The sequence below is a fragment of the Pedomonas sp. V897 genome, from assembly GCF_051304405.1.
Classification (GTDB): domain Bacteria; phylum Pseudomonadota; class Alphaproteobacteria; order Sphingomonadales; family Sphingomonadaceae; genus Pedomonas.
This window is the reverse complement of record NZ_JBPPGG010000002.1, coordinates 594,961-617,606: the sequence shown is the minus strand read 5'-3', so window position 1 is coordinate 617,606 and position 22,646 is coordinate 594,961. Positions and strand designations below refer to the sequence as shown.

15 protein-coding genes are annotated in these 22,646 nt (G+C 66.0%); 4 read left to right on the top strand and 11 right to left on the bottom strand.

The window, feature by feature from the left end; translation table 11 throughout:
- Positions 1–118: 118 nt before the first annotated feature.
- On the bottom strand, positions 119–1,897 hold the full coding sequence (locus tag ACSJJU_RS08810; protein ID WP_435914992.1) for a M28 family metallopeptidase: 1,779 nt from the start codon (positions 1,895–1,897) through the stop codon (positions 119–121).
- A gap of 346 nt (positions 1,898–2,243) precedes the next feature.
- On the opposite strand from ACSJJU_RS08810, the gene ACSJJU_RS08805 reads away from it, so the two are divergent.
- Entirely contained in the window at positions 2,244–4,901 is a 2,658-nt protein-coding gene (locus ACSJJU_RS08805; protein WP_435914991.1) for a valine--tRNA ligase, read from the top strand.
- Between the two features lie 109 nt (positions 4,902–5,010).
- Here ACSJJU_RS08805 and ACSJJU_RS08800 read toward each other — a convergent pair whose 3' ends face one another.
- Positions 5,011–5,640, bottom strand: coding sequence for a hypothetical protein (locus tag ACSJJU_RS08800; RefSeq protein ID WP_435914990.1), 630 nt, complete (start codon positions 5,638–5,640; stop codon positions 5,011–5,013).
- Positions 5,641–5,987: 347 nt separating this feature from the next.
- On the opposite strand from ACSJJU_RS08800, the gene ACSJJU_RS08795 reads away from it, so the two are divergent.
- A complete protein-coding gene (locus ACSJJU_RS08795; RefSeq protein ID WP_435914989.1) occupies positions 5,988–6,719 on the top strand; it encodes an N-formylglutamate amidohydrolase in 732 nt (243 codons plus the stop codon).
- 151 nt (positions 6,720–6,870) lie between these two features.
- Here the strand turns inward: ACSJJU_RS08795 and ACSJJU_RS08790 are convergent, their stop codons facing one another.
- Positions 6,871–7,098, bottom strand: coding sequence for a hypothetical protein (locus ACSJJU_RS08790; RefSeq protein ID WP_435914988.1), 228 nt, complete (start codon positions 7,096–7,098; stop codon positions 6,871–6,873).
- A gap of 459 nt (positions 7,099–7,557) precedes the next feature.
- Here ACSJJU_RS08790 and ilvD point away from each other — a divergent pair, with 459 nt between their 5' ends.
- Positions 7,558–9,273, top strand: coding sequence for a dihydroxy-acid dehydratase (gene ilvD / locus ACSJJU_RS08785; RefSeq protein ID WP_435914987.1), 1,716 nt, complete (start codon positions 7,558–7,560; stop codon positions 9,271–9,273).
- A 671-nt stretch (positions 9,274–9,944) separates the two neighbouring features.
- Here ilvD and ACSJJU_RS08780 read toward each other — a convergent pair.
- The 8 genes from ACSJJU_RS08780 to ACSJJU_RS08745 all read right to left on the bottom strand — a co-directional run bounded on the left by ACSJJU_RS08780 (position 9,945) and on the right by ACSJJU_RS08745 (position 19,459).
- Positions 9,945–10,715, bottom strand: a complete 771-nt coding sequence (locus ACSJJU_RS08780; protein ID WP_435914986.1) for a THxN family PEP-CTERM protein — start codon at positions 10,713–10,715, stop codon at positions 9,945–9,947.
- Positions 10,716–11,286: 571 nt separating this feature from the next.
- A complete protein-coding gene (locus tag ACSJJU_RS08775; protein ID WP_435914985.1) occupies positions 11,287–12,066 on the bottom strand; it encodes a THxN family PEP-CTERM protein in 780 nt (259 codons plus the stop codon).
- Between the two features lie 385 nt (positions 12,067–12,451).
- Complete coding sequence (locus ACSJJU_RS08770; protein WP_435914983.1) at positions 12,452–13,249, bottom strand: exodeoxyribonuclease III; 798 nt, start codon at positions 13,247–13,249, stop codon at positions 12,452–12,454.
- A gap of 34 nt (positions 13,250–13,283) precedes the next feature.
- Entirely contained in the window at positions 13,284–13,619 is a 336-nt protein-coding gene (erpA, locus tag ACSJJU_RS08765; RefSeq protein ID WP_435914982.1) for an iron-sulfur cluster insertion protein ErpA, read from the bottom strand.
- A gap of 161 nt (positions 13,620–13,780) precedes the next feature.
- A complete protein-coding gene (locus ACSJJU_RS08760; RefSeq protein WP_435914981.1) occupies positions 13,781–14,965 on the bottom strand; it encodes a peptidoglycan DD-metalloendopeptidase family protein in 1,185 nt (394 codons plus the stop codon).
- A 120-nt stretch (positions 14,966–15,085) separates the two neighbouring features.
- Positions 15,086–15,955, bottom strand: coding sequence for a ferritin-like domain-containing protein (locus ACSJJU_RS08755; RefSeq protein ID WP_435914979.1), 870 nt, complete (start codon positions 15,953–15,955; stop codon positions 15,086–15,088).
- A 109-nt stretch (positions 15,956–16,064) separates the two neighbouring features.
- Positions 16,065–16,571, bottom strand: coding sequence for a peroxiredoxin (locus ACSJJU_RS08750; protein ID WP_435914978.1), 507 nt, complete (start codon positions 16,569–16,571; stop codon positions 16,065–16,067).
- Positions 16,568–19,459: a bifunctional [glutamine synthetase] adenylyltransferase/[glutamine synthetase]-adenylyl-L-tyrosine phosphorylase gene (locus ACSJJU_RS08745; RefSeq protein ID WP_435914977.1), complete on the bottom strand. Its 2,892-nt coding sequence runs from the start codon at positions 19,457–19,459 to the stop codon at positions 16,568–16,570. The genes ACSJJU_RS08750 and ACSJJU_RS08745 overlap by 4 nt, the downstream gene beginning before the upstream one ends.
- 121 nt (positions 19,460–19,580) lie before the next feature.
- Between ACSJJU_RS08745 and ACSJJU_RS08740 the strand changes: the two genes are divergently transcribed.
- Positions 19,581–22,607 carry a hypothetical protein gene (locus ACSJJU_RS08740; protein ID WP_435914976.1) on the top strand — a complete coding sequence of 1,009 codons (3,027 nt, stop codon included), beginning with the start codon at positions 19,581–19,583 and terminating at the stop codon, positions 22,605–22,607.
- The last annotated feature ends 39 nt before the right edge of the window (positions 22,608–22,646 follow it).

The following is a 22,646-nucleotide window of genomic DNA, read 5'->3' as shown; positions in this document are numbered from 1 at the left end:
TTTTTATATGTCGTGTCTCCAGTGTGCGCCGGAAACGCGGCCCCAAAAGGAAAGGGGTGCAGGGGCCCGAGGCCCCTGCGAAAAAAAGTCATAAATTTAAATATCGTGCGGCCAGTTCCTAATGCTGCCCGTGGCCGTGGTGAGCGGCGTGGGGGTCGGCGGCGACCGTGAGGGGCGTGCCGTACTTCTGGCCGAAGAAGTTGCCGGGCAGCCAGGTGGGGCGCGCGGGTGCGTTGGCGATATCGCGGGCGATGAGGAAGTTTACCTCGGCGAACGTCTTGCCCGCCTGCCAGTCGATGGCCTGGGTCAGGTCGTCGTTGGGGCGGTGGTAGGTGGTCTTGAGGAAGTTCATCCACAGCTCGCCGCCGTTGCGCGACGGGTCGGCTGACTGGAACCCCGGCATCAGCATCACCGAGGGCACGCCCTGCTGCACGAAGCGGTAGTGGTCCGAGCGCACGAAAATGGCTTCCTCGGGCATCGGGTCCGGGCTGAGGGCGATGCCCACCTGCGCCGCTGCCCGCGCGACCGTGTCGCCGAGCGTCGAGTGCTGCGCGCCGAAAGCCACCACGTCCTTGAACGGATAGAGCAGCACCGGCATGTCCAGGTTCACGTTGGCGACGATGGCGTCCTTGGCCACGGTCGGCGTGCGGGCGAAGTAGTCCGCGCCAACGAGGCCCTTCTCCTCGGCGGTCACCGCCACGAACAGCACCGACCGCTTCGGCCGGGTGCCGTTCTCGACAAAGGCGCGGGCGGTTTCGATCAGCGTGGCGATGCCGGTCGCGTTGTCCAGCGCGCCGTTGTAGATCTTGTCGCCGTTCACCTCCTTGCCAATGCCGAGGTGGTCCAGGTGGGCGGTCAGCACCACATATTCGTTCTTCAGCGCCGGGTCGCTGCCTTCCAGCAGGGCTGCCACGTTGGCGCTGTGCAGCGTGCGGTGGGTGGACTTCTGGGCGATCTCGGCGGTCACCGGCAGGGCAAAGCTGCCGACGGGCGCCTTGGCGGAGGCCTCATTCTCAACCGCGTCGAGCACCTGCGCGTAGGACCGGGGCGCGCCCTTGAACAGGGTCCTGGCTGCGTCCGGGCTCAGGATGGCGGTCACGCGGATCTCGGGCGCCCGGTCGAACGGTTTGCCGTCCGCGCCCACCCAGGTCATGCTTTCGGTGTCGAGGTAGTCCAGCGACTTCTTGTAGGGGCGGTGCTCCTCGGACTCGCGGGTGGCGACCGTGATGATGCCGACCGCGCCCTTTGCGGCGGCGGTCTGCGCCTTCACCGCGCCGTAGTAGGCGGCGATCTCGCTCTCCCAGCCCTTGGGCGTGCCGGAGAGCAGCACCACGATCTTGCCCTTCACGTCGAGGCCCGCATAGTCGTTGTAGCCGCGCTCGGGCGCGTCGATGCCGAAGCCCGCGAACACCAGCGGGGCGGAGAGGCGGGTCTCGGCCTCGGTCATGGAGACGCCGACGATGAAATCCTCCGGGTAGGAGAGGGGCACGGCCTTGCCGTCCGCCGTGCGCAGGGTGAGCGCCGCGCCTTCGGCGACACGCTTGGCGCCCTGGAGCGTCACCTTCTGGAAGTAGCCGTCGAGACCGCCCGCCTGCGGGGTGTCACCGGCGGGCTTGAGGCCCAGCCCCTGGAGCTGGCCCGCCACATACTGGGCGGCGCGGTCATAGCCCGGGTGGCCAGCCTGACGGCCTTCCATGGCGTCGTCCGCCAGAATACGCACATGGGCTTCCAGACGCTCGGCGGACAGGTTGGGCAGGGACTCGGCGTGCGCTGCCGACAGCAGACTGCCGGCCAGCATCGCCGCCGCCAGCGCGGCCCGGCCCGCCCGGGTCATGCCTGACCGGGTCATGCCTGACCGGCTCATGGTGGTGTTCAGCCTGTGTCCCTGCAAACGCATCGGCTCATCCCTTCTTCTGCAAAACGTCTTCCGGGCCGGGGCATGGTCCCGGTCCGCTCGGGCGCAAACCCTGAAAGGGATACTGGCCGGAGGCAAGGATTTTCACGCGGCCCCCTCGCGGGGGCGGGCCGCAACCGTTGGCGGTTCCGGCGGTTTCCGGTTCGTGTGCCCGGAACGCCGCTCCGGTTGTGCGCGAAACGCCCGGTCTCCGCCTCGTCCTTTCCGGTGTATGCTGCCCTGTCTTCCCCGCGCGGCCGGGGCCGTGCGTCGCCCGGAGTGCTGGAAAACCTCTCTTAAAGCCTTTCCCCTTTGGGCGAAGTCTGGCAAATGTGCCCGCCTCCAGAGGATGACGCCAATGCTTGAAAAGACTTACGAACCGTCCGCCATTGAAGCCAAGTGGTACAAGGCCTGGGAAGAGTCCGGGGCCTTCAAGGCCGGGCAGCGCCCGGGCGCGCCCACCTTCACCATCGTCATCCCGCCGCCCAATGTGACCGGCTCGCTGCACATGGGCCACGCGCTCAACAACACCTTGCAGGACGTGCTGGTGCGCTATCACCGCCTCAAGGGCTACGACGTGCTCTGGCAGCCGGGTACCGACCACGCGGGCATCGCCACGCAGATGGTCGTCGAGCGCCAGCTGGACGCCGAGGGCGTGAAGCGCACCGATCTGGGCCGCGAGAAATTCCTGGAGCGGGTGTGGTCGTGGAAGGCGGAGTCGGGCGGGGCCATCACCCGCCAGCTGCGCCGCCTCGGGGCCTCGTGCGACTGGTCGCGCGAGCGCTTCACCATGGACGAGGGCCTCTCGAAGGCCGTCACCAAGGTGTTTGTCGACCTCTACAACAAGGGCCTGCTCTACCGCGACAAGCGGCTGGTCAACTGGGACCCCAAGTTCAAGTCCGCCATCTCCGACCTTGAAGTGGAGATGCGCGAGGTGCAGGGCACCTTCACCCACCTCAAGTACCCGCTGGCGGACGATCCCTCCCGCTTCATCGTGGTGGCGACCACCCGTCCCGAGACCATGCTGGGCGATACGGCCGTGGCGGTGCACCCGGAGGACGAGCGCTACAAGGACATCGTCGGCAAGATGATCCGCCACCCGCTGACCGGGCGGCTCATCCCCATCGTCGCCGACGAGTGGGCCGACCCCGAGCTGGGCTCGGGCGCGGTGAAGATCACGCCCGCCCATGATTTCAACGACTTCGCCGTCGGCCAGCGCCACAAGCTGCCGATGATCAACATCTTCGACGCCGAGGCCCGCGTCATCGCCGCCGAGGGCGTGCCCAGCAAGTATGTCGGCATGGACCGCTTCGAGGCCCGCAAGGCGCTGGTGGCCGATCTGGAGGCGGCCGGCTTCGTCGAGAAGATCGAGCCCAAGACCATTCAGATGCCCTATGGCGACCGCTCGGGCGTGGTGATCGAGCCGTGGCTCACCGACCAGTGGTACGTGGACGCCAAGACTCTGGCCCAGCCCGCCATCGAGGCGGTGCGCTCGGGCAGGACGAAGTTCGTGCCCGAAGGCTGGTCCAAGACCTATTACAACTGGATGGAGAACATCGAGCCGTGGTGCGTCTCCCGCCAGCTGTGGTGGGGTCACCAGATCCCGGCCTGGTACGCGCCGGACGGCTCCGTGTTCGTCGCCGAGACCGAGGAGGAGGCCTACCGGCTCGCCCACGAGAAGTGCGGGCTGGATGTGACGCTCACCCGGGACCCGGACGTGCTCGACACCTGGTTCTCCTCGGCGCTGTGGCCGTTCGGCACCCTCGGCTGGCCGGAGCAGACCGAGACGCTGAAGCGTCACTACCCGACCGACGTGCTGGTGACGGGCTTCGACATCATCTTCTTCTGGGTGGCCCGCATGATGATGCAGGGCATCGAGTTCATGGGGAAGGAGCCCTTCCACACCGTCTACTGCCACGGCCTCGTCCGCGACGAGAAGGGGCAGAAGATGTCCAAGTCCAAGGGCAACGTGGTCGATCCGCTCACCCTCATGGACAAGTACGGCGCGGACGCGCTGCGCTTCTTCATGTGCGCCATGGAAAGCCAGGGCCGCGACATCAAGCTGTCGGAGGCCCGCATCCAGGGCTACCGCAACTTCGGCACCAAGCTGTGGAACGCCTCGCGCTTCTGCCAGATGAACGGCATTGGCGGCTCGGAAGGGCCGACCCCGCCCAAGGCGTCGCTCACCATCAACCGCTGGATCATCAGCGAGGTGGCGGCAACCGTCGCCCGGGTGGAGCAGGCCTATGCCGCCTACCGTTTCGACGACATCGCCAACACCATCTACAGCTTCGTGTGGGACCGGTTCTGCGACTGGTATCTGGAGCTGATCAAGCCGATCCTGAACGGCGAGAGCGAGGGTGAGGCGGCGGAGACCCGCGCCGTTGCCGGCTGGGTGCTGGACCAGATTCTGGTCATGCTCCACCCGATCATGCCGTTCATCACCGAGGAGCTGTGGAACGCCCTTGGCGAGTCCCGGGACACCCGGCTGATCACCGCCGCGTGGCCCAGCGTCCCGGCGGACGCGGTCGATGCGGAGGCGGCGGGGGATGTCTCCTGGCTGATCCAGCTGATCTCGGCGATCCGCTCGGCCCGCACCGAGCTGAACGTGCCGCCGTCGGCGAAGATCAACGCAGTGGTGACGGGCGCGAAGGCCGAGACCATCGTGCGCCTCAAGCACTACGAGCCTGCGCTCCTGCGCCTGGCGCGCCTCGAGAGCATCAACCCGGGCGAGGGCGTGGACGCGGGCGCGATCCAGGTGGTGGTGGAGGAAGCCACCTACCTGCTGCCTGTGGCCGACATCATCGACCTGGCGGCGGAGAAGGCGCGCCTCGCCAAGAGCCTGGAGAAGACCCGTAAGGAAATGGGCGGCATCGAGGGCCGGCTGAACAACCCGGCGTTCCTCGAAAAGGCCAGGCCCGAGGTGGTCGAGGAAGCCCGCGAGAAGCTGGCCGATCTCGCCGCCCAGGCCGAGCGGCTGGAGAAGGCGCTCAAGACCCTGGGCTGAGCCGGACGAACAAGGTTGTCGGGAGGGGAGTGTATCCCCTCCCGTATGATCCAGATTGTTTTTGTGTCGTCCGTCTTGTTGAAAAGTAATTTTGAATTAATAATTGAATTTATTTATTAAAATATTCCATTTGATTTTTCATGTTTTGAATGATGCATTCTAGCCACCGTCTGGGGGCGTTGGTGTCAATTGTGCTATTGTCTGGATTGTTAAGGTCCAGATTTTTCATAGTCATATCAATGGGTAGCAAGCTGGCCATCTGCCCCCCGTTTAGTGTGTAGCCGATGGTAAGGCGTCCAGAAATACTTGCATCAGTAATGATATCGACGGTTTTACCATTCGCTTCATAGGAAAACATGCGAAAGCCTTTGGCCTCTGCATCAATACTATTGATTAAATCTGATTTGTTGGTTTCAAGCTGATTAATAAGGTACGCCGTGTCAGGTGCGGTAACGGTCTTTTTGTTGGGGTCAATGATGCCAATTTTTAGAACGAATGCGGGCACCTTTCCCTCAAAGGCGTAAAAGTTGAGGGATCCATCTGCTATAGTGAGTTCCCCATTTCTATACTGAACTTCACTCTTTGCGCTTCGGAAGTGAAATGCGCAGCCTTGTAATTTGCCATTCACAAAAACGGGCTGGACACTCGTTTCTAATGTCACGGCCTCCGAAGCATATGCAGGGGACATCGCTACTGTCGTGGCGAAAATAGTAGCAATTTTTGATAATTTCCTATTCATTTCAATATCATGTATCTGTTTGATGAGCTTTGACTCGAGATCGGTCCGGTCCTTGCGAAGGGCTGGCTTGCACTGGTGAACGACCCCTTTGGAGATTTTGTTATTTCAGCGTGTTAAAGTTAATGTGATATTAAAAAAATGATTGTCTGATCGGACCGAAATGCTCATGCCATGTGTGATTTTGAGGGGAGGGGGCTTTGCTCAGAGCCTCGCAAAGGTTGCGTACTTGATAGAGCTACGTTTCGCCAAAATCGTTGTTGCCCCTTTGGCGTGATCCGCTAAAGCCAGGGGCAAAGAAACCCCGAGCTTCGTCCAAACCCGTACCTTGTCGCCAAGGTTTTGCTGTCATGTTGACCCCGGTTCCGTCTGGTCCCCGTAAGACCTACCTGACCAACCGTCTGCTGTTCGTGGCGGACCATGCCAGCAACTTCATCCCGCGCAGCTACAACAATCTGGGCGTGGACGAGCGCCACCTGCAGGAGCACATCGCCTGGGACATCGGCTCCCTTGCCGTGGCGCGCGCCGTGCGCAACCGCACCGGCGGGCGGCTCTGGCCCGCCACCGTGTCGCGGCTGCTGATCGACCTCAACCGCGATCCCGACCATCCGGGGCTGATCCCCGAGTCCTCCGACGGCATTCTCATTCCCGGCAACATGGGGTTGACGCCGGAGGAGCGGCAGCGGCGGCTGGACCTCTACTTCCACCCCTATCACAACGGTCTTTCCGCCGAGATCGACTCCATGCTGGAGAAGGAGGGCAAGCTGGCGCTTGTCTCCATGCACAGCTTCACGCCGCGCATGAACGGCTTTTCCCGGCCGTGGCATGTGGGCCTGCTCTACAACCGCGACGACCGGCTCGCCCGCCGCGCCATCGAGTGGCTGCGCCGCGAGCCCGGGCTGGTGGTGGGCGACAACGAGCCCTACTCGGGGCAGGTGCTCAACTACACCATGGACCGCCACGCCGAGGCGCGGGGGCTGCCCTATCTGTCCATCGAGATCCGCCAGGATCTCATCTCCACGCCCGAAGGAGTGGCGGACTGGGCCGAGCGGCTTTCGGCGCTCCTGCGTTTCCTGCTGTAGACCCTGTGCTGGATCATCCTGTCGACTGGTAAGGAGAGTGATGTCCAGGCCGCCAGCCCGGCTCGCTGCAACATTGATCTGGTGGGTCGGCTTGAGTTCGGGTCTTAAGGAGGCGAAGTGATCCCGAACGGACTTCGCCTCCCATTCCTAATTACTTCGGACAGACGAGGCTTCCAAGTTGAAGAAGAAGCCGTAACGCCTTTGCCATGGTGGAACCATAAACCGGTATTTTGTCAATGAAGGGAAGTATAGTCTCTATTACTCCCTTGATCTGGTTGAACAGTTTGCACAAATCTTCGACCCCAGCGAAATCTTTGTCTTCGCCCAGGACAGCATCAATCTGATTGATTGCATCGAGAAATTGTTTATCGTTTGACATGATTATCCCTCTGTTTGGTATTATGAATTTAATGATTGAATTTTAATCAACGATATACTTCTTTTCTTAAAAATAATATCGCTTCATCATGCAACAATATTTTTTGGAAAAGGGTTATTCCTTAAATAAAATATGTTTGCTATTTTGATAATTGAGCAATTGTTACTTATTTATAGAAAGTATTATTTTTATATATTCTTCTGATTGAAAATATTTTTGTGTATTGTTGGCATCATTAGTCTGGTGTTGGCTGGGCATCGTGCCTGCGGTGGGATTGGGAACCGGCGCGGGAGGATGGTTCATGGTCTATGGGTTCTAGTCAGGCGTTCCCCAAGGGCGGCTATTGAGACTTGGGTGCGGGGGCTTCTTGCGCCATTATTTTGCGATTCCCGCATCAAATGCCTTCCGTTTATTGCGCGGAGCGGTTAGGACGGCACCACGATTATCAGGAGGTTTGTAATGCCCATCGACAAGTCCAGGTTGCCCAGCCGTCATGTTTCGGTGGGGGCGGAACGCGCGCCGCACCGGTCCTACTACTACGCCATGGGGCTCACCGAGGAGGACATCGCCAAGCCGTTCGTGGGCGTGGTGTCGGCGGGCAATGACAGCGCGCCGTGCAACACCGCGCTCGATGCGCAGGCCAACATCGCGCGCGAAGGCGTGATCGAGGCGGGCGGCACGCCGCGCCGCTTCAACACCATCACCGTCACCGACGGCATCGCCATGGGCCACCAGGGCATGAAGGCGTCGCTGATCAGCCGCGAGGTCATCGCCGACTCCGTCGAGCTGTCGGTGCGCGGCCACTGCTACGACGCGCTCGTGGGCTTCGCCGGGTGCGACAAGTCTCTGCCGGGCATGATGATGGCCATGCTGCGCCTCAACGTGCCGTCCGTGTTCGTCTATGGCGGCTCGATTCTGCCGGGCCGGTATCACGACCACGACGTGACGGTCGTTGACGTGTTCGAGGCGGTGGGCCGTCACGCGGCGGGCACCTGCCCGCTGAAGGACCTGACCGAGCTGGAAAAGGTGGCCTGCCCGGGCCACGGCGCCTGCGGCGGCCAGTTCACCGCCAACACCATGGCGTGCGTCGGCGAGGCCATCGGCCTGTCGCTGCCCAATTCCAACATGGCGCCGGCGCCCTACAAGAGCCGTGAGGACGTGGCGCGCGCCGCCGGCCGCGCCGTGATGAACCTGCTGGAGAAGAACATCCGCCCGCGCGACATCTGCACCCGCAAGGCGTTCGAGAACGCGGCGACGGTGGTGGCGGCCACGGGCGGCTCCACCAACGCGGCGCTGCACCTGCCGGCCATGGCCAACGAGTGCGGCATCGACTTCGACCTGTTCGACGTGGCCGAGATCTTCAAGCGCACGCCCTACATCGCCGACCTCAAGCCGGGCGGCCGCTATGTGGCCAAGGACCTGTACGAGGCGGGCGGCATCTACATGGTGATGAAGACCCTGCTCGAGGGCGGCTATCTCCATGGCGACTGCCTGACCGTCACCGGCAAGACCCTGGCCGAGAACCTGGAGGAGATCACCTGGAACCCGGACCAGAAGGTGATCCGCCACATCTCCAACCCGATCACGCCGACAGGCGGCGTCATCGGCCTGCGCGGCTCGCTCGCGCCGGAGGGCGCCATCGTGAAGGTGGCGGGCATGAAGCATCTCACCTTCAGCGGTCCGGCCCGCGTGTTCGACTGCGAGGAGGATGCCTTCCAGGCAGTGGAGAACCGCCAGTACAAGGAAGGCGATGTCATCGTCATCCGCTATGAGGGGCCGAAGGGCGGCCCGGGTATGCGCGAAATGCTGTCGACCACGGCGGCGCTCTACGGCCAGGGCATGGGCGAGAAGGTGGCGCTCATCACCGACGGCCGCTTCTCGGGCGCGACCCGCGGCTTCTGCATCGGCCACGTGGGGCCGGAGGCGGCGGAAGGCGGCCCCATCGGCCTGCTGCGCGACGGCGACATGATCCACATCGATGCCATCAAGGGCACCATCGATGTGGAGCTGACCGAGGAGGAGCTGGCCGAGCGCCGGCGGACGTGGCAGCCGCGCAAGACGGATTACAACTCTGGCGCGATCTGGCGCTATGGCCAGACCGTGGGGGCGGCGCGCTACGGCGCGGTGACCCATCCGGGTGCCAAGGCCGAGACCCACGTGTTTGCGGACAGCTGACAAAACTGCGTCATGCCGACGCACGGGGTGTTTTTTGTGTAGCCAAGTTCAAAATAGATCAGTATACGATCCGCGCCGTCCTTCCCCGGGGACGGCGCGATTTCTTTTCGGCCCGGCTTCGGTCGGTTCACCCCCGAAACGGCAGAATTCTGCGGTTTTCCAGGGTTGACCTCCGGGTCGTTGCTTCCCACCTGTCGTTGCGGAATTGCACGTTGCAATTTCGGGGTTCGAGACGAACGTTGCGTGTCCCACCCGCGTGTGGTCTGGCACGGAAAACCCGGGCGGCTTTAACCGGTTGAACGTTCGTTCGAAAGTGTAACAAAGAGCTCTCCTGCCAGGGGGTGTGTACTGGTTGCGTTGCGTATAGTTCGAGTAGCGGTTGTGTAGCGTCGCGTAGGTTGCGTTGGTTGCGTTGCGTCCACGTATGCGTGGCGTCGTGTTGCGTTGCGTCGGTAGCGTCGTATTGCGTCTGTTGAGTCGCGGTTCGGTCGTTGCGTCGCGTCCCCCCAGGGTCTCCGGGTCGAGGGCAGGGTGTTGCCCCGCTCCGGATGGCGGACATGCTGGCCGCAGTGGATTTTCCGCTCCCGCATGGTTGTTTTTGGCAGGCAAAGGGCGCCGATCCGGCGCCCTTTGCTTGTTTCGGGGGGGGGCATGTCAGCCAAGGATGCGGCTCAGCTCTTGCGGCGGCGCATCGTGAAGCCGAGGCCAGCCAGACCAGCGCCCACCAGAGCCAGGGCGGCCGGCTCCGGCACCGGGACTGCCGTGATGACGATGGTGGTCGGCAGCACGGAAGCCTGGTTCTCGCGGGTCAGGAAATACAGCTCGTCGGTACCGTCGCCGTCGATATCGCCGAAGCCGATCGTGCCGCCGGCGCTCGTGAAGGCGGCCTGATCGAACACCAGGCTGGCGGTGTAGAGATAGCCGTCCAGCACGAAATTGATCGTCAAATCATCCGGGTTGCGGAGAATGAACAGGTCGTCGCACGGCACTTCATTGGCGCCCGGATAGAGGCACGGCGTCTCGTTCGGGGTTTCGTCGAACGAGATGATGAAGGTCTGGGTGAACGGCGATCCGAGGCTGGTGCCCGACGGCGCAAACTTGATGTCGACGATCAGGTCAGTGCTGGAAAGCTCGGTGCCGGTGATCGGCCAGTTGTTGTGGGTGAGGGTCGCGCCCGGGCTGCCTGACCCGTTGGTCTCGATGGTGCCGTTCAGGCTCTTGGTGATGCGCAGCTGGCTGCGGTTGGTGCCGGAGGTCGGGGTACCCCATTCGAGGACATCTTCGCCCGCCTCCTCAAAATGGCTCACGCCCGCCGGAGCCCAGTTGGTCCATTGGGTTTCAACCTCGTAATCCCAGAACTCGATCAGGGCCGCTTGGGCAACGCCCGGGGCGGTCAGCATTCCGGCGGCGGCAGCGCTGAGTAGCCACTTGTGCAGTTTCATGTCCATCTCCCAAGTTTGGCGTGCCTTCAGGCATGGTTGTTTTGGTGCCAGGGAGATAAGCAATGATTGTGCCAATATGGAAAAACGTGCGAACTCAGCACCTTGTGTCCGGCAAGAATGTAGTGCTTACGTAACGGCGTAAATCTTGCCGACAACGGTTCGTTAATAATTCGGGTGAGCAACGAAAACCGCAGAAATCCGCCATAAATCAGCAAACGAAGCTTTGCGGGGCGCAGGCGGTCGCCGCTCCCGGGCAGAAGGGGAATCCGGGGGATGTTGTTTCGGGTGAAAACCTATTTGGATAATAGGGCCGTGCCTGCCCTGGCGTCTGCAACGGGACAGGCAATCCGCTGATTGTTATCGCAATACGGGAAAAACGCCGAAGGTGGCCCCTGGCTCCCGGTCCGGCTCGCACGACCGTGGGGATGTGAGCGCCCGGCGGAGAAGGGGGCGGGAGCGGGCGGGCGGGGTCGGCCGCCGCCCTGTGCGCCCTTGCTCCTCCGCCGGGACGACAGGTCGTTCCATATCCGTCTTTTGCCCGGGCCGGTTCATGGCCTGGCAAATCCGGGGCTCAGGCCTGACGGCGGCGGCGACGGGTCGCCAGCCCGAGGCCGATGATGCCCATGCCGGCAACGGCCAGGGCCGCAGGCTCCGGCACCTGCACGGCGGTGATCACGATGTTGGTCGGCAGGATGGAGGCCCGGTTTTCCCGGGTCAGGAAGAACAGCTCGGGGATTCCGTCGCCATCGATGTCTTCAAACCCGATGGTGCCGCCCGCGCTCTCGAACGCCGCTTCGTCAAAGACCAGCGTCGCGGTGTAGAGGTAGTCGTCGACCTGGAAGCTGACCGACAGGTCTTCCGGGTTCCGCAGGATGAAAATGTCATCGCAGGGAACCTCGTTGGCGCCCGGATAGGGGCAGGGCAACGAATTCGGGGTTTCGTCGAAGTCGATGAAGAAGGTCTGGGTGAAGGGGGCGACAAAGCCATTACCGGTTGGCGCGAAGGTCACATCGACGACCAGATCGGTGGAGGCCAGCTCCGGCGGATCGATCGCGAAGTTGCGGTGGGTGATGGTGGCGCCCGGCGAGCCGACGCCGTCATTGGTCGTGATCGTGCCGTCGAGCTGGCGGGTGACGCGCAGCTGGCTGAGACCACCCTGGTTTTCGGTGCCCCATTCGAGCACATCTTCGTTGCCCTCGATGAACTGGTTGACGGTGCCGGGCGTCCAGTTCTGCCAGGCGGCGTCAACCGTGTAGTCCCAGGAGGTGATCAAGGCGGCCTGGGTGAGGTTCGGAGCCGCCATGCAAAGGCCGGCGGCCGCGACGCTGAGGAGCAATTTCTGCAGCTTCATTGTCTTCTCCCACAATTGCTTGGCCCTCGGGTCGGCGTGGCTGGGGGTCAGCGTGGCTGGGCCCTTGGGCACGGTTGCTCTTGGCAAGAGAAGAGAAGCAATCAATGTGCCATATTGGATAGTATGGACAAATCATAGGGTTATTCGAGAAGAAGCCATTTCGCCGCGAAAATGCTGTAAAATTGGCCGACAAGGCGGCCAATTTTTAATTCTAAAACAGAAAAACTGGCGAAAACCGGAGAAAACCGCGCGGAACGCGACGGCGCAGGGCGAGGGTATAAGACAGCCGAAGCGAGCTTGGCGGGCGCTTGAACGTAGCGTCAAGTAACCAATTGGGATAGTTGGGGCGCTGGTGTGGCCCGCCCGGGCAGGGCGGGCTCCGCCTTCACGCCGAGGTGCGGCTGTTGCTCAATTCACACCAGACGGGTGTATGATCCGATGCCTTTTCCCGGCCCCGGGGCTTGCGGTCGATGCCCGCCGCCGCCAGCCGGTCGGCGGCCTGGGGCGAGAGCAGCATGTGATCGATGCGCAGGCCCCAGTCCTTGTTCCAGGCGCCGGCCTGATAGTCCCAGTAGGTGAAGGCATGGCCTTTGGGCTGGAAGGTGCGGATGGCGTCGGTGAAGCCGAGCCACAGCAGCTCGTGGAACAGGGCGCGGGATTCCGGCTGGGTGAGGGCATCGTCCGCCATCTTCGCCACGTCCCACACGTCCTCATCCCTCGGGCAGACGTTGTAGTCGCCCGCGAGAATGTAGGGGCGCTCCCGGGCCAGCTCGGCCCGCGCGTGGGCGATCAGGCGGCGCATCCACGCCAGCTTGTAGTCGAACTTGGGGCCGGGCTGGGGGTTGCCGTTGGGCAGGTAGAGGCAGGCCACGCGAACGGCGCTGCGGCCTTCGCCCACCGTCGCCTCGATGAAGCGGGACTGCTCGTCGGTCTCGTCGCCCGGCAGGCCGATGGAGACGTCCTCAAGGCCGATCCGGCTCAGGATGGCGACGCCATTGAAGCCCTTCTGGCCGTGCACGGCGCAGGCATAGCCGCGCGTCTCGAACTCCAGGCGGGGGAAGCTGTCCGTCTGGGTCTTGATCTCCTGAAGGCAGACCACGTCCGGCCCGAACTCGTCCAGCCATTCCAGCAGGCGGGGCAGGCGCGCGCCGATCCCGTTGATGTTGAAGGTTGCGATCCGCACGTTTGCCCCGTTCGTTCAGGAAATCAGCAGAAAATCAGATGGAGAAGGAGGTGCCGCAGCCGCAGGACGACTGGGCGTTGGGATTCTTCACCTGGAAGGAGGCCGCCCCCAGCGTCTCGACATAATCCACTTCCGCCCCCTCCAGGAAGGGCAGGCTGACCGCATCCACCAGCAGGGTGACGCCGTCGCGCTCGACCACCGTGTCGTCGGGCTGGACCGTCTCGTCGAAGCCGAACTTGTACTGGAAGCCCGAGCAGCCGCCGCCATCGACCGACAGGCGCAACTTGAGCCGCGGGTTGCCCTGGCGCTCGATGAGCGTGGCGACCCGCCTGGCAGCGGCCTCCGAAAGGGCGACGGGCGGTTGGGACATGGGCAAGAACCTCCAGACAGTGCAGCGCGCGCAGCCGCGCGCCGGGCAGCGCATCGGGCTGCCCGTCTGATCTAGGGAAGATGGGGCGGGAATTCAATCACGTGGCATCAGGACCGGAGGCACGTGGCATCAGGACCGGAGGGCCGGGCGCGACCGGCCGGTCAACCCTGCGTGCTCAGCGCCCGCTGCTGGATGGCGCGCAGATCGGCCGATGCCTTCAGGAACGGCAGCGGATTGAGCGCCCGGTCCTCGAACCGCACCTCGTAGTGCAGGTGGGTGCCGGTCGAGCGGCCGGTGGAGCCCATGAGGCCGATCACCGTGCCGGGGGCCACCTTCTGGCCGGGCTTTGCCTTGATGGAGGAGAGGTGGCCATAGCGCGTCACCAGCCCGCGGCCGTGGTCGATCTCCACCATCTGGCCGTAGGCGCCCCACCAGGCGGCGCGGGTCACGGTGCCGCCCGCGGCGGCCACCACCGGCTCGCCGTAGCGGCCGGAGAGGTCAACCCCCGTATGGAAGGCGCCGCCGCCCGTAAACGGATCGTGCCGGTAGCCGTAGCCGCTGGAGTGCTCGTAGGACTTGACCGGGATGATCGCCGGGATCGACAGGCTGGCGCGCTCCAGCGAATCCAGCTTGTTCCAGGAGGCGATGAGCTTGCGGAACGGGCTCTCGAACGCACCGGTGAACGGCGCGCCGGCCTCGTCGAGATCGGCCGCCACCAGCGGGCCGCCAAGGCCTGTCTGGTGCAGGGGCGCCGGCGACAGGTTGATCAGCCGGCGGCTGTTGATGCCCAGCTTCCGCAGAATGTCCTCCGTCTGCTGCACCCGGGTCTCGGCCGCAAGGGTGGCATCGCGGATCAGGGCAAGCTGCTGCTGCTCGTAGCTGCGGTAGCGTTGCAGCTCCGCAGAGGCGTCGCTGGAGCCCGGCAGGAAGGACTGGCCGGCAAGGGCCGGCGCAACCGCGGCGGTGGTCATCGCCATGTCCCGGGCGCTGGCGCTGGCGCTGGCGGTCCGGGTGCCTTCCGTCGGGCCCAGCCGCTGGTTCATGAGCGCGAGGAGCGCCTGCTGGCGGCTCTCGATCCGGCTCGCCATGGCGGTGATGTCGCTTTCCAGCGCCTCCACCCGCTGCTCGCGCCGGGACAGCTCGAAATGGCGGACGGTTGCGGAGACGCCGACGGCGGTCAGGGTGCCGACAAGCGCGACGGCGCTGGCCAGGGCCATGAGCTGGGCGCGGGAGGACAGGCGGATGTACCGGACGTTGCCGTTGCTTCTGAAGTAGATCTGCTGCTCTGGAAAAGCGTTGCGAATCTTTGCCGTGCAGACCCGGAGCAGGCCCGTGAATTTCTCCATGATGGTCGCTCCTTCAGTTGCGTGCCGCCAAACGGCGCCGTTGCTCCGGCTTGCGCGCCGGCCCCAGTCGTGTCCTCATGACCCCGGATGCTCCCGCCTATCGGGAGCGGGGTTTTCTAGTCAAGCCGCGTTGCTTCCCGCAAGGGGTTCGTAGAAATCCGGCGATAAACCGGCCTCCAGCCGCGCGGGATCGTTGAACGGCGGCTTGAGGTCGCCCCGGAAATATCGCTTCACAGCCGCATGGAACGCAGCGGCGGGCGGCTCGCCCCGCCGGTCGCACAGGTGGCGGAACCAGCGATTGCCCGCCGCCACGTGGCCGATCTCGTCCCGGTAGATCCGCCCGAGAATGGCCGCGCTTTCCGTATCCTCCGCCCGCTCCAGCCGTTCGATCGTCTGGGGCGTCACATCCAGGCCGCGCGCTTCCAGAACCTGCGGCACCACGGCGAGGCGGGCCAGCAGGTCGTGGGCGGTCACCTGCGCCGCCTCCCACAGCCCGTCATGGGCGGGCAGGGCGCCGTAGTGGCTGCCGAGGTCGTGCAGGCGCTGCTCCAGCAGCAGGAAGTGCAGCGCCTCCTCGTCGGCGACGCGCACCCAGTCGTCCGCAAACGGGCGGGGCATTTCGGCCCCGAAGCGGGCGAGCAGATCCCACGCCAGGTCGATGGCGTTCAGCTCGATGTGCGCCAGCGCATGGAGAAGCGCCACGCGCGCCGCCAGCGAGCCCGCCTTGCCGCGCTTGGGCATGCGGTTGGGCGGCAGCAGTTCGGGATGCAGCGGCCGGGCCGGGCGATCGGGCGGCAGCGCGTCGAAGGACCAGTCGAGCCGGCCCGCGCGCCAGGCTGCGGCATGGCACTGCGTGCGCCGCGCCTTCGCGGCGGCGTCGGCGGTGGTCAGAACGTCCACGGCCGCCTGACCGAGGGTGGCGGGTTTAGTGCCGGAGTCCGGGCCGGATACGGTGAATACCAGCCCGGAGCCCGGGCCTGTGCTGGACATCAGGCTGTCCTTCCCTTCATGCGCACATCAAAAAAACGGTCAGAAAACCAACCGATGGCGGGCGGACCGGCGGATCCCCGGTCCGGCCTTCGTCCCGACCAGCCAGAGGTCAGGCGGATGCCAGCGCCTTGGCCGCCTTCAGCACGGCGGCGGCATGGCCCGTCACCTTCACCTTCCGCCAGACCGTGTGCACCACGCCTGCGCCGTCGATGAGAAAGGTGGCGCGCTCGATCCCCATGTACTTTCGGCCGTACATGCTCTTCTCGACCCAAACGCCGTAGGCGCGAATGGTTTCAAGATCGGGGTCGCTTCCAAGATGAACCGTGAGATCGTACTTCTGCCGGAACCTGGTGTGGGAGGCGATGCTGTCGCGGGAGACGCCAACGATTTCAACGCCAAGGGCGTCGAATTCCGGCTTCAGCTCGCTGAAGGCCTTGGCCTCGGACGTGCAGCCCGAGGTGTCGTCCTTCGGGTAGAAGTAAAGCACCAGCGGCTTGCCCCGGAAATCGGCCAGGCTGACCGTGCGGCCGTCGTCCAGCGCGAGGGAGAAGTCGGGAGCGGCCTTGCCGGCTTCCACAGCACCGGTCTCGGGGGCAGCAGCGTCGATCGTCGTCATGCTTTTCCTTCCTTTTGCTTCGGGCGGGGCGAGCCGAACACCGTGCTCCACGCCGCCGCCACCGTCTGGCAGGTCTTGGCGAGCGCCGTCTCCGCGTTCCGCAGGTTCGCCTTCCCCAGGCACCGGGCGAGCGTCGCCGCCATCCCGGCGTTGATCTCGGCCGTCGCGGGCGGGGCGTCGAAGCCGACCCTGAGGACCGTCTGCACGGCCGAGAAGCACGTGTAGGCGCTTGCCAGATCGTGCGCGATGTCCTTGGGCAGGAGGTCCGTTTCTGTCAAGCGCCGAAGGATCGCGGCCGGCGAGCCGAGCGGCGGCAGCCGCCCGGTCGAAGCCTCCCGCAGGGCCAGATACTGGGCGATGAACTCCAGATCGATCAGCCCGCCGGGGCGGCGCTTCACGTCCCAGACGGAGCTGGCCGGGCGGTGGGTGTCCATCTCCGCCCGCATCTCCAGCACGTCCTTGCGCAGCTTCGCCGGGTCGCGCGGCTGGCGGACCACCTCGGCGATGCCGTCGAGCAGGTGCGCCCGCACCGCCTCCGGGCCATAGATCACCCGGGCCGGGGTGAGCGCCATGTGCTCCCACGTCCAGGCCTCCTTGCGCTCGTAGGCGAGGAAGCTGTCGATCGACACCGCCAGAAGCCCCTGCTGGCCCGAGGGGCGCAGGCGCGTGTCCACCTCGTAGAGGCCGCCCGCGGCGGTCTGGGCGGAGAGGGCGGTGATCACCCGCTGGGCCAGCCGGTTGAAATAGTGCGTTGCCGAGAGCGGCGAGGGGCCGTCCGAGGGGGTGTCATGCTCGCCGGTGAACAGAAACACCAGGTCCAGGTCCGACCCCGCCGTCAGGTTGGCGCTGCCGAACCGCCCCAGCGCCAGGATCACCAGCGCGCCGCCGGGCACCCGGCCGTGGCGGCGGCTGAACGCCTCGGTCGCCGCGTCGGTCAGGGCGGGCACGGCGAGGTCCGCCAGCAGGCTGTAGGCGGCGCGCGCCTGCTCGGGCGAAATGGTGCGCTCCAGCAGCCCGACGCCGATCAGGAACTGGTTCTCCGCCACCCAGCGCCGCACCTCGTCCAGCTTGCCCTCCAGATCGTCGAACCGCCGCAGACGCAGGTCGAGCGATTCCGCCAGCAGGGCAGGGTCGGAGAGGGTGATGGCGGCGCCCGGGTCGAGCAGGGTGTCGAGCAGCTCGGGCGAGCGGCGCAGCGCGTCCGCGATGGGCGGGGCGATGGTCAGCACCTTGGCCAGCAGGGAGAGCAGCGCCGGGTTGCTCTGGAACAGGGAGAAGATCTGCACGCCCGCCGGCAGCCCGGCGAGGAAGTCATCGAACCGCATCAGGGCGGCGCGGGGATCGTGGGTGCGGGCCAGCGCCTCGGCGATGGCAGGCAGGGTTTCCTCCAGCAGCGCCCGCGCCCGGTCCGAGCGCAGGGCGCGGTAGCGGCCCGAGCGCCACTTCTCGATCAGCGGCACGCCGTCGGCGGGCGGCAGGTCGTGCCCGGCGAGCCACCCGGCCAGCGCCTGCGCCTCGACCGGAACCGTCTGGGCACCGTCCGCCATCGGCTCGACCAGCTGGTCGTAGAGCTTCGCCACCGCATTGCCGTGGCGCCGGATCGCCGCCGCCAGCTCCCGCACCGAGCGGTAGCCGCAGAAGCGGGCGAAGGCGGCCACCGCGTCCTCGTCCTCCGGGATGCTGTGGGTCTGGGCGTCGTCCACCATCTGGAGGCGGTGCTCGACGGCGCGCTGGAAGCGGTAGGCCTGCTCCAGCGTCTCGGCCTCGCGGGGGGTGACCTTGCCCGTCTCCAGAAGCGCGTTCAGCGCCTCCAGCGTCGGGCGCAGTTGCAGGCGCGCGTCCCGCCCGCCGTGGATGAGCTGGTGGATCTGGACGAAGAACTCCACCTCGCGGATGCCGCCGCGCCCGCGCTTCACGTCGTAGCCGTGCAGTTCGATCTCGGTCTGGTCGAAGTGCTCGCGGATGTGGAGGGACATCTCCCGGATGTCGCGCACCACCGTGTAGTCGAGGGAGCGCCGCCAGATGAACGGGCGGATGTCGTGCAGGAAGTCCTCGCCGAGGGCGAGGTCGCCCGCCACCGGCCGGGCCCGCACGAAGGCGGAGCGCTCCCACGGCAGGGCGGAGGACTGGTAGTAGGTCTCCGCGCCCCGGACGGGCAGGGCAAGCGGTGTGACGTCCGGGTCCGGGCGCAGCCGCAGATCGACCCGGAACACGTAGCCGTCCGGCGTGCGGGTGGACATGGCCTGCACCAGCTTCTGCGCGATCTTGACCGCCGTCGTCTGCGGGTCCTCGTTGCGGCGTCCCCTGGGCAGCGTCTCGGGGTCGAACAGCAGGATGAGGTCGATGTCGGAGGAATAGTTCAGCTCGCGGCTGCCCAGCTTGCCCAGCGCCAGCACGGTAAAGCCGCGCGGCTCGGCCTCGCCGGTTATGTCCCGGCAGGCGGCGCTGAGGGCCGTATCGGTCGCAAGGCCGGCAAAGTCGACCAGCGCCCCGGTCACCTGCTCCAGCGGCCACAGGCAGGCGATGTCCGCCAGGGCGGTTGCCAGCGCCACGTCCGCCTTGGCGTGGCGCAGCGCCGCCATCACCGCATCCGTGGTCATCTCCGTGACGGTGAGGCCTGCGACGGCGTCGAGCGCCGCCCGCACCACCGCCTCCGGGCCTTCCGCGGCCAGACGGTTCATCCGGGCGGGATCACTGCGGATCAGGCCCTTGAGATAGGGGGAGTATTTCCAGGCATGGGCGGCGGCGTGGACCAGGGGGCTGGCCTCCAGCGCCTCCCGGGAGAGGGCGGGCTCCGGGCCCAGCAGATCCCGGATGAGGCCGGGCGTCAGCCGGGCTTGCGGCAGGCTGAGCGGGAACACGAGCCGGTCTTGCGACGAGAGAGGCATCAATTCTATCCACTTGCACAATCAATCACGTTATAGGCGCTGGCTTGGACTCTGTCAGCGGAAAGGCGTGAGCGGGTTGGCACGGTGGCGTAGGCTTGTGATCGGAGCGGGGGTGCTCGGCGTGACCGCCGGCGCTTGCGTGGTCGGTCTTGCCTGGCTCTGGCGCGCGGAGATCGACGCCACCTGGCTTGCCTCTGCCATCGAGGAGGAGATCGAGGCGGGCGTGCCTGGCCTGTCGGTCTCCCTCGGGGAGATTCGCGCCCGCAACCTGCCGTGGCGCGACAGCGTCCGCGTGGACGTGCGCGGCGCTGTCATCCGCTACCGCGACAGGCTTGCCGGGCGCGTCGACCGGCTGGTGGTGGAGATCGATCACGACAGCCTGCTGCGCGCCGCGCCCCGGCTGAAGCGCCTGCGCGTGCGCGACGTGGCGCTCGATGCCCGCTGGAGCCGCGCGGAGGTGGAGGCGCTGCTGCGCACGCCGGGGGACGGCGCGCTGCCGGTCATGCCGTGGGTGGACGGGCTGGAAAGCCTGGTGCTGGACGATATCGCCGTCCACTTCACCGAGACGGAGAGCGGCGTCCGGCACCGGTTCCGGCTCAATGCCGGGCGCATCGAGGCGCATGACCCGGGGACGCTCAAGGTCAAGGCGATTGCCCACCTCACCGGGCCCGAGAGCGGCGCGGCCCTCAGGATTGAAGGCTCGGCGGTGCCCCACGGCGCCTGGGCGTTTCAGACGACCCTCGTTGCCGACGGGCTGACCGGCCTTGCCGGGCCGGTACATCCGGCGCTGGCGGGGCGCAGGCTTGACGTGCCGCTGCGCATCGAGGCGGACATCCGGGCGGACAAGGTGATTTCCGTTGCGGCGAACGTGTCGGCCGAGCGGGGGCGCGTGGCGCTGCCCGAGTTCTGGGCGCGGCCGGTCGATGTGGCCCGGCTGTCGGCCCGCCTCGTGTGGGACGGCGCGGCGCAGGCGGCCCGGCTGGAGCAACTGGCGGGCACGATCGGCGGCGTGACGGTGGAGGAGGGCGCGGCCGCCTGGCGCGACGACGCCTACAGCGCCACGCTGCGGCTGGGGCCGATCTCCGCCCGCAAGCTGCGGGAGCTGTGGCCGAAGGGCGTTGTCGAGGGCGGGCGCGCATGGGTGGTGCGGAACGTCTCCGGCGGCGTCGTGCCGCGCCTCGATCTGGCGCTCGCGCGGGCGCCGGAGGGGGATGAGAAGGTCGATCTCTCCTTCGATTTCAGCAACCTCACCGTGCATTACCGCCGCCCCATGCCGCCGGTGGTCCGGGGGACGGGCAAGGCGCGGCTCATCGGGGATACGCTGCGGTTCGAGATCCGGCAGGGCGAGATCAACGGCATCGACATGGCCGGGTCGGTGGTCCGGCTGGAGGCGCTGGCCAGCAAGGACGACGCCGAGGCGGTGGTGGAGACCCGGGGGCGGGGCGCGATCTACCAGCTGTTGCAGGTGCTGGACAGCGAGCCGCTTGGCTACATCACCGCGTTCGGGCTGAAGCCGGCGAACGTGGGCGGCCTGATGACCATGGAGGGCGTGCTCACCGTGCCGCTGCGCGCCAGCGTGGGGCTGGACGACGTGGACTTCAACGCAACGGCGCAGGGCGTCAACGTCAGCCTGCCGGACGTGCTGAACGGCCACGGGCTTGTGGGCGGCCGGGTGACGGTCGCCGCCGACCGCCATGGCCTCGAGGCGCAGGGCACGGCCATGGTCGGGCCCCAGTTCGCCCACATCCTCTGGCACGAGAACTTCGAGCCCAACGGCGAGCCGTCCAGCCGTTATCACATCCGGGCCAGCACCGATGGCGACCGGCTCACCTGGCTCGGCTACGACGGTGTCGGCGCACTGGTGGAGGGGCCGATCGACCTGACGCTCGATCTGGTGGGGCGGGGGCAGGCGATCGAGGGCGGCACGATCCGCGCCTCCCTCGACCGGTCCACCATCGATCTCAGAAAGCTCGGCATCCTGAAGCGGCCGGGCGAGGCGGCGACGGCCACCTTCGATCTCGTCCGCAGCGGCGACCTCTATCAGGTGAAGGATCTGGTGGTGCGCGCGGACCGCTACCACGCCACCGGGCGGGGCGTGCTCGATCCGCAGCGGGGGAGCCGCCACTGGTTCCTCGACCGGCTGCACACGCCCGCCTACGTGGCCGCCGCCGACATCGTGGACACGGACGGCCAGCCCATGCGTCTCGCCATTCGCGGCGACACGCTCGACCTGAAGCCCATGCTCGACATCGTCCTGGCGCCGGGGCCGGGGGAGGGCGAGGGCGAGGGCAGTGCGGGCGGGGCCGCTGCCGAGTCTATCTGGCCGGACATGGTGGGCGGCGGCAGCTTCCGCGCGGTCAGGCTCTACAACGGCCAGTGGGTGGACGGGGCCGCGCTCAGCTTCGAGACGAAGGACAACCTGCTGGCCGCCCTCAACTTCACCGGCAAGCTGAACGGGGCCTCGGCCCTGTCCGCGCAGGTGACGACCCAAGGGGCGCGGCGGCGCTTCCGGCTGGAGGCGGCGCAGGCGGGCGAGCTGGCGCACGCGCTCGACTTCTACGCCAACGGCGCGGGCGGTACGCTGACGGTCGAGGGGGAGATGCGCGGCACCGGGCCGACGCTGGAGATCGACGGCGTGGCGCGCATGAAGGACTTCCGGCTGGTGGAAGCGCCAGTTCTGGCCAAGATCCTGGGCTTTGCCTCACTCACCGGCCTGGCCGACACCCTGTCGGGCCGGGGCATCCGCTTCGAGACCGCCAAGGTGCCGTTCACCCTGCGCAAGGGCATCTTCACCATCAAGGACGGGCGGGTGATCGGCCCGGCGCTCGGCATCACGGTTGAGGGGCAGGTGCAGAAAAGCCTCGGCAAAGTGCATCTGAAGGGCGTGGTGGTGCCCAGCTACACCGTCAATTCGCTCATCGGGAAGATCCCGCTGCTGGGACCGCTGGTGGTGGGCGGCAAGCATGAGGGGCTGATCGGCTTCAACTACCGGGTGGAAGGGGCGCTGCGCGACCCGGACATCACGGTCAACGGCGCCTCGGGGCTTACCCCCGGCTTCCTGCGGCTGTTCCTCTCCGGCGCTCCGGCAACGGTGGAGGATGAGGAGGCGACGCCCGCACCCGCCGCCGGTGGCACGTCCGGGCACTGATTTCCGATAAAAAAAGGGCCGCGCCTCGATCGAGAACGC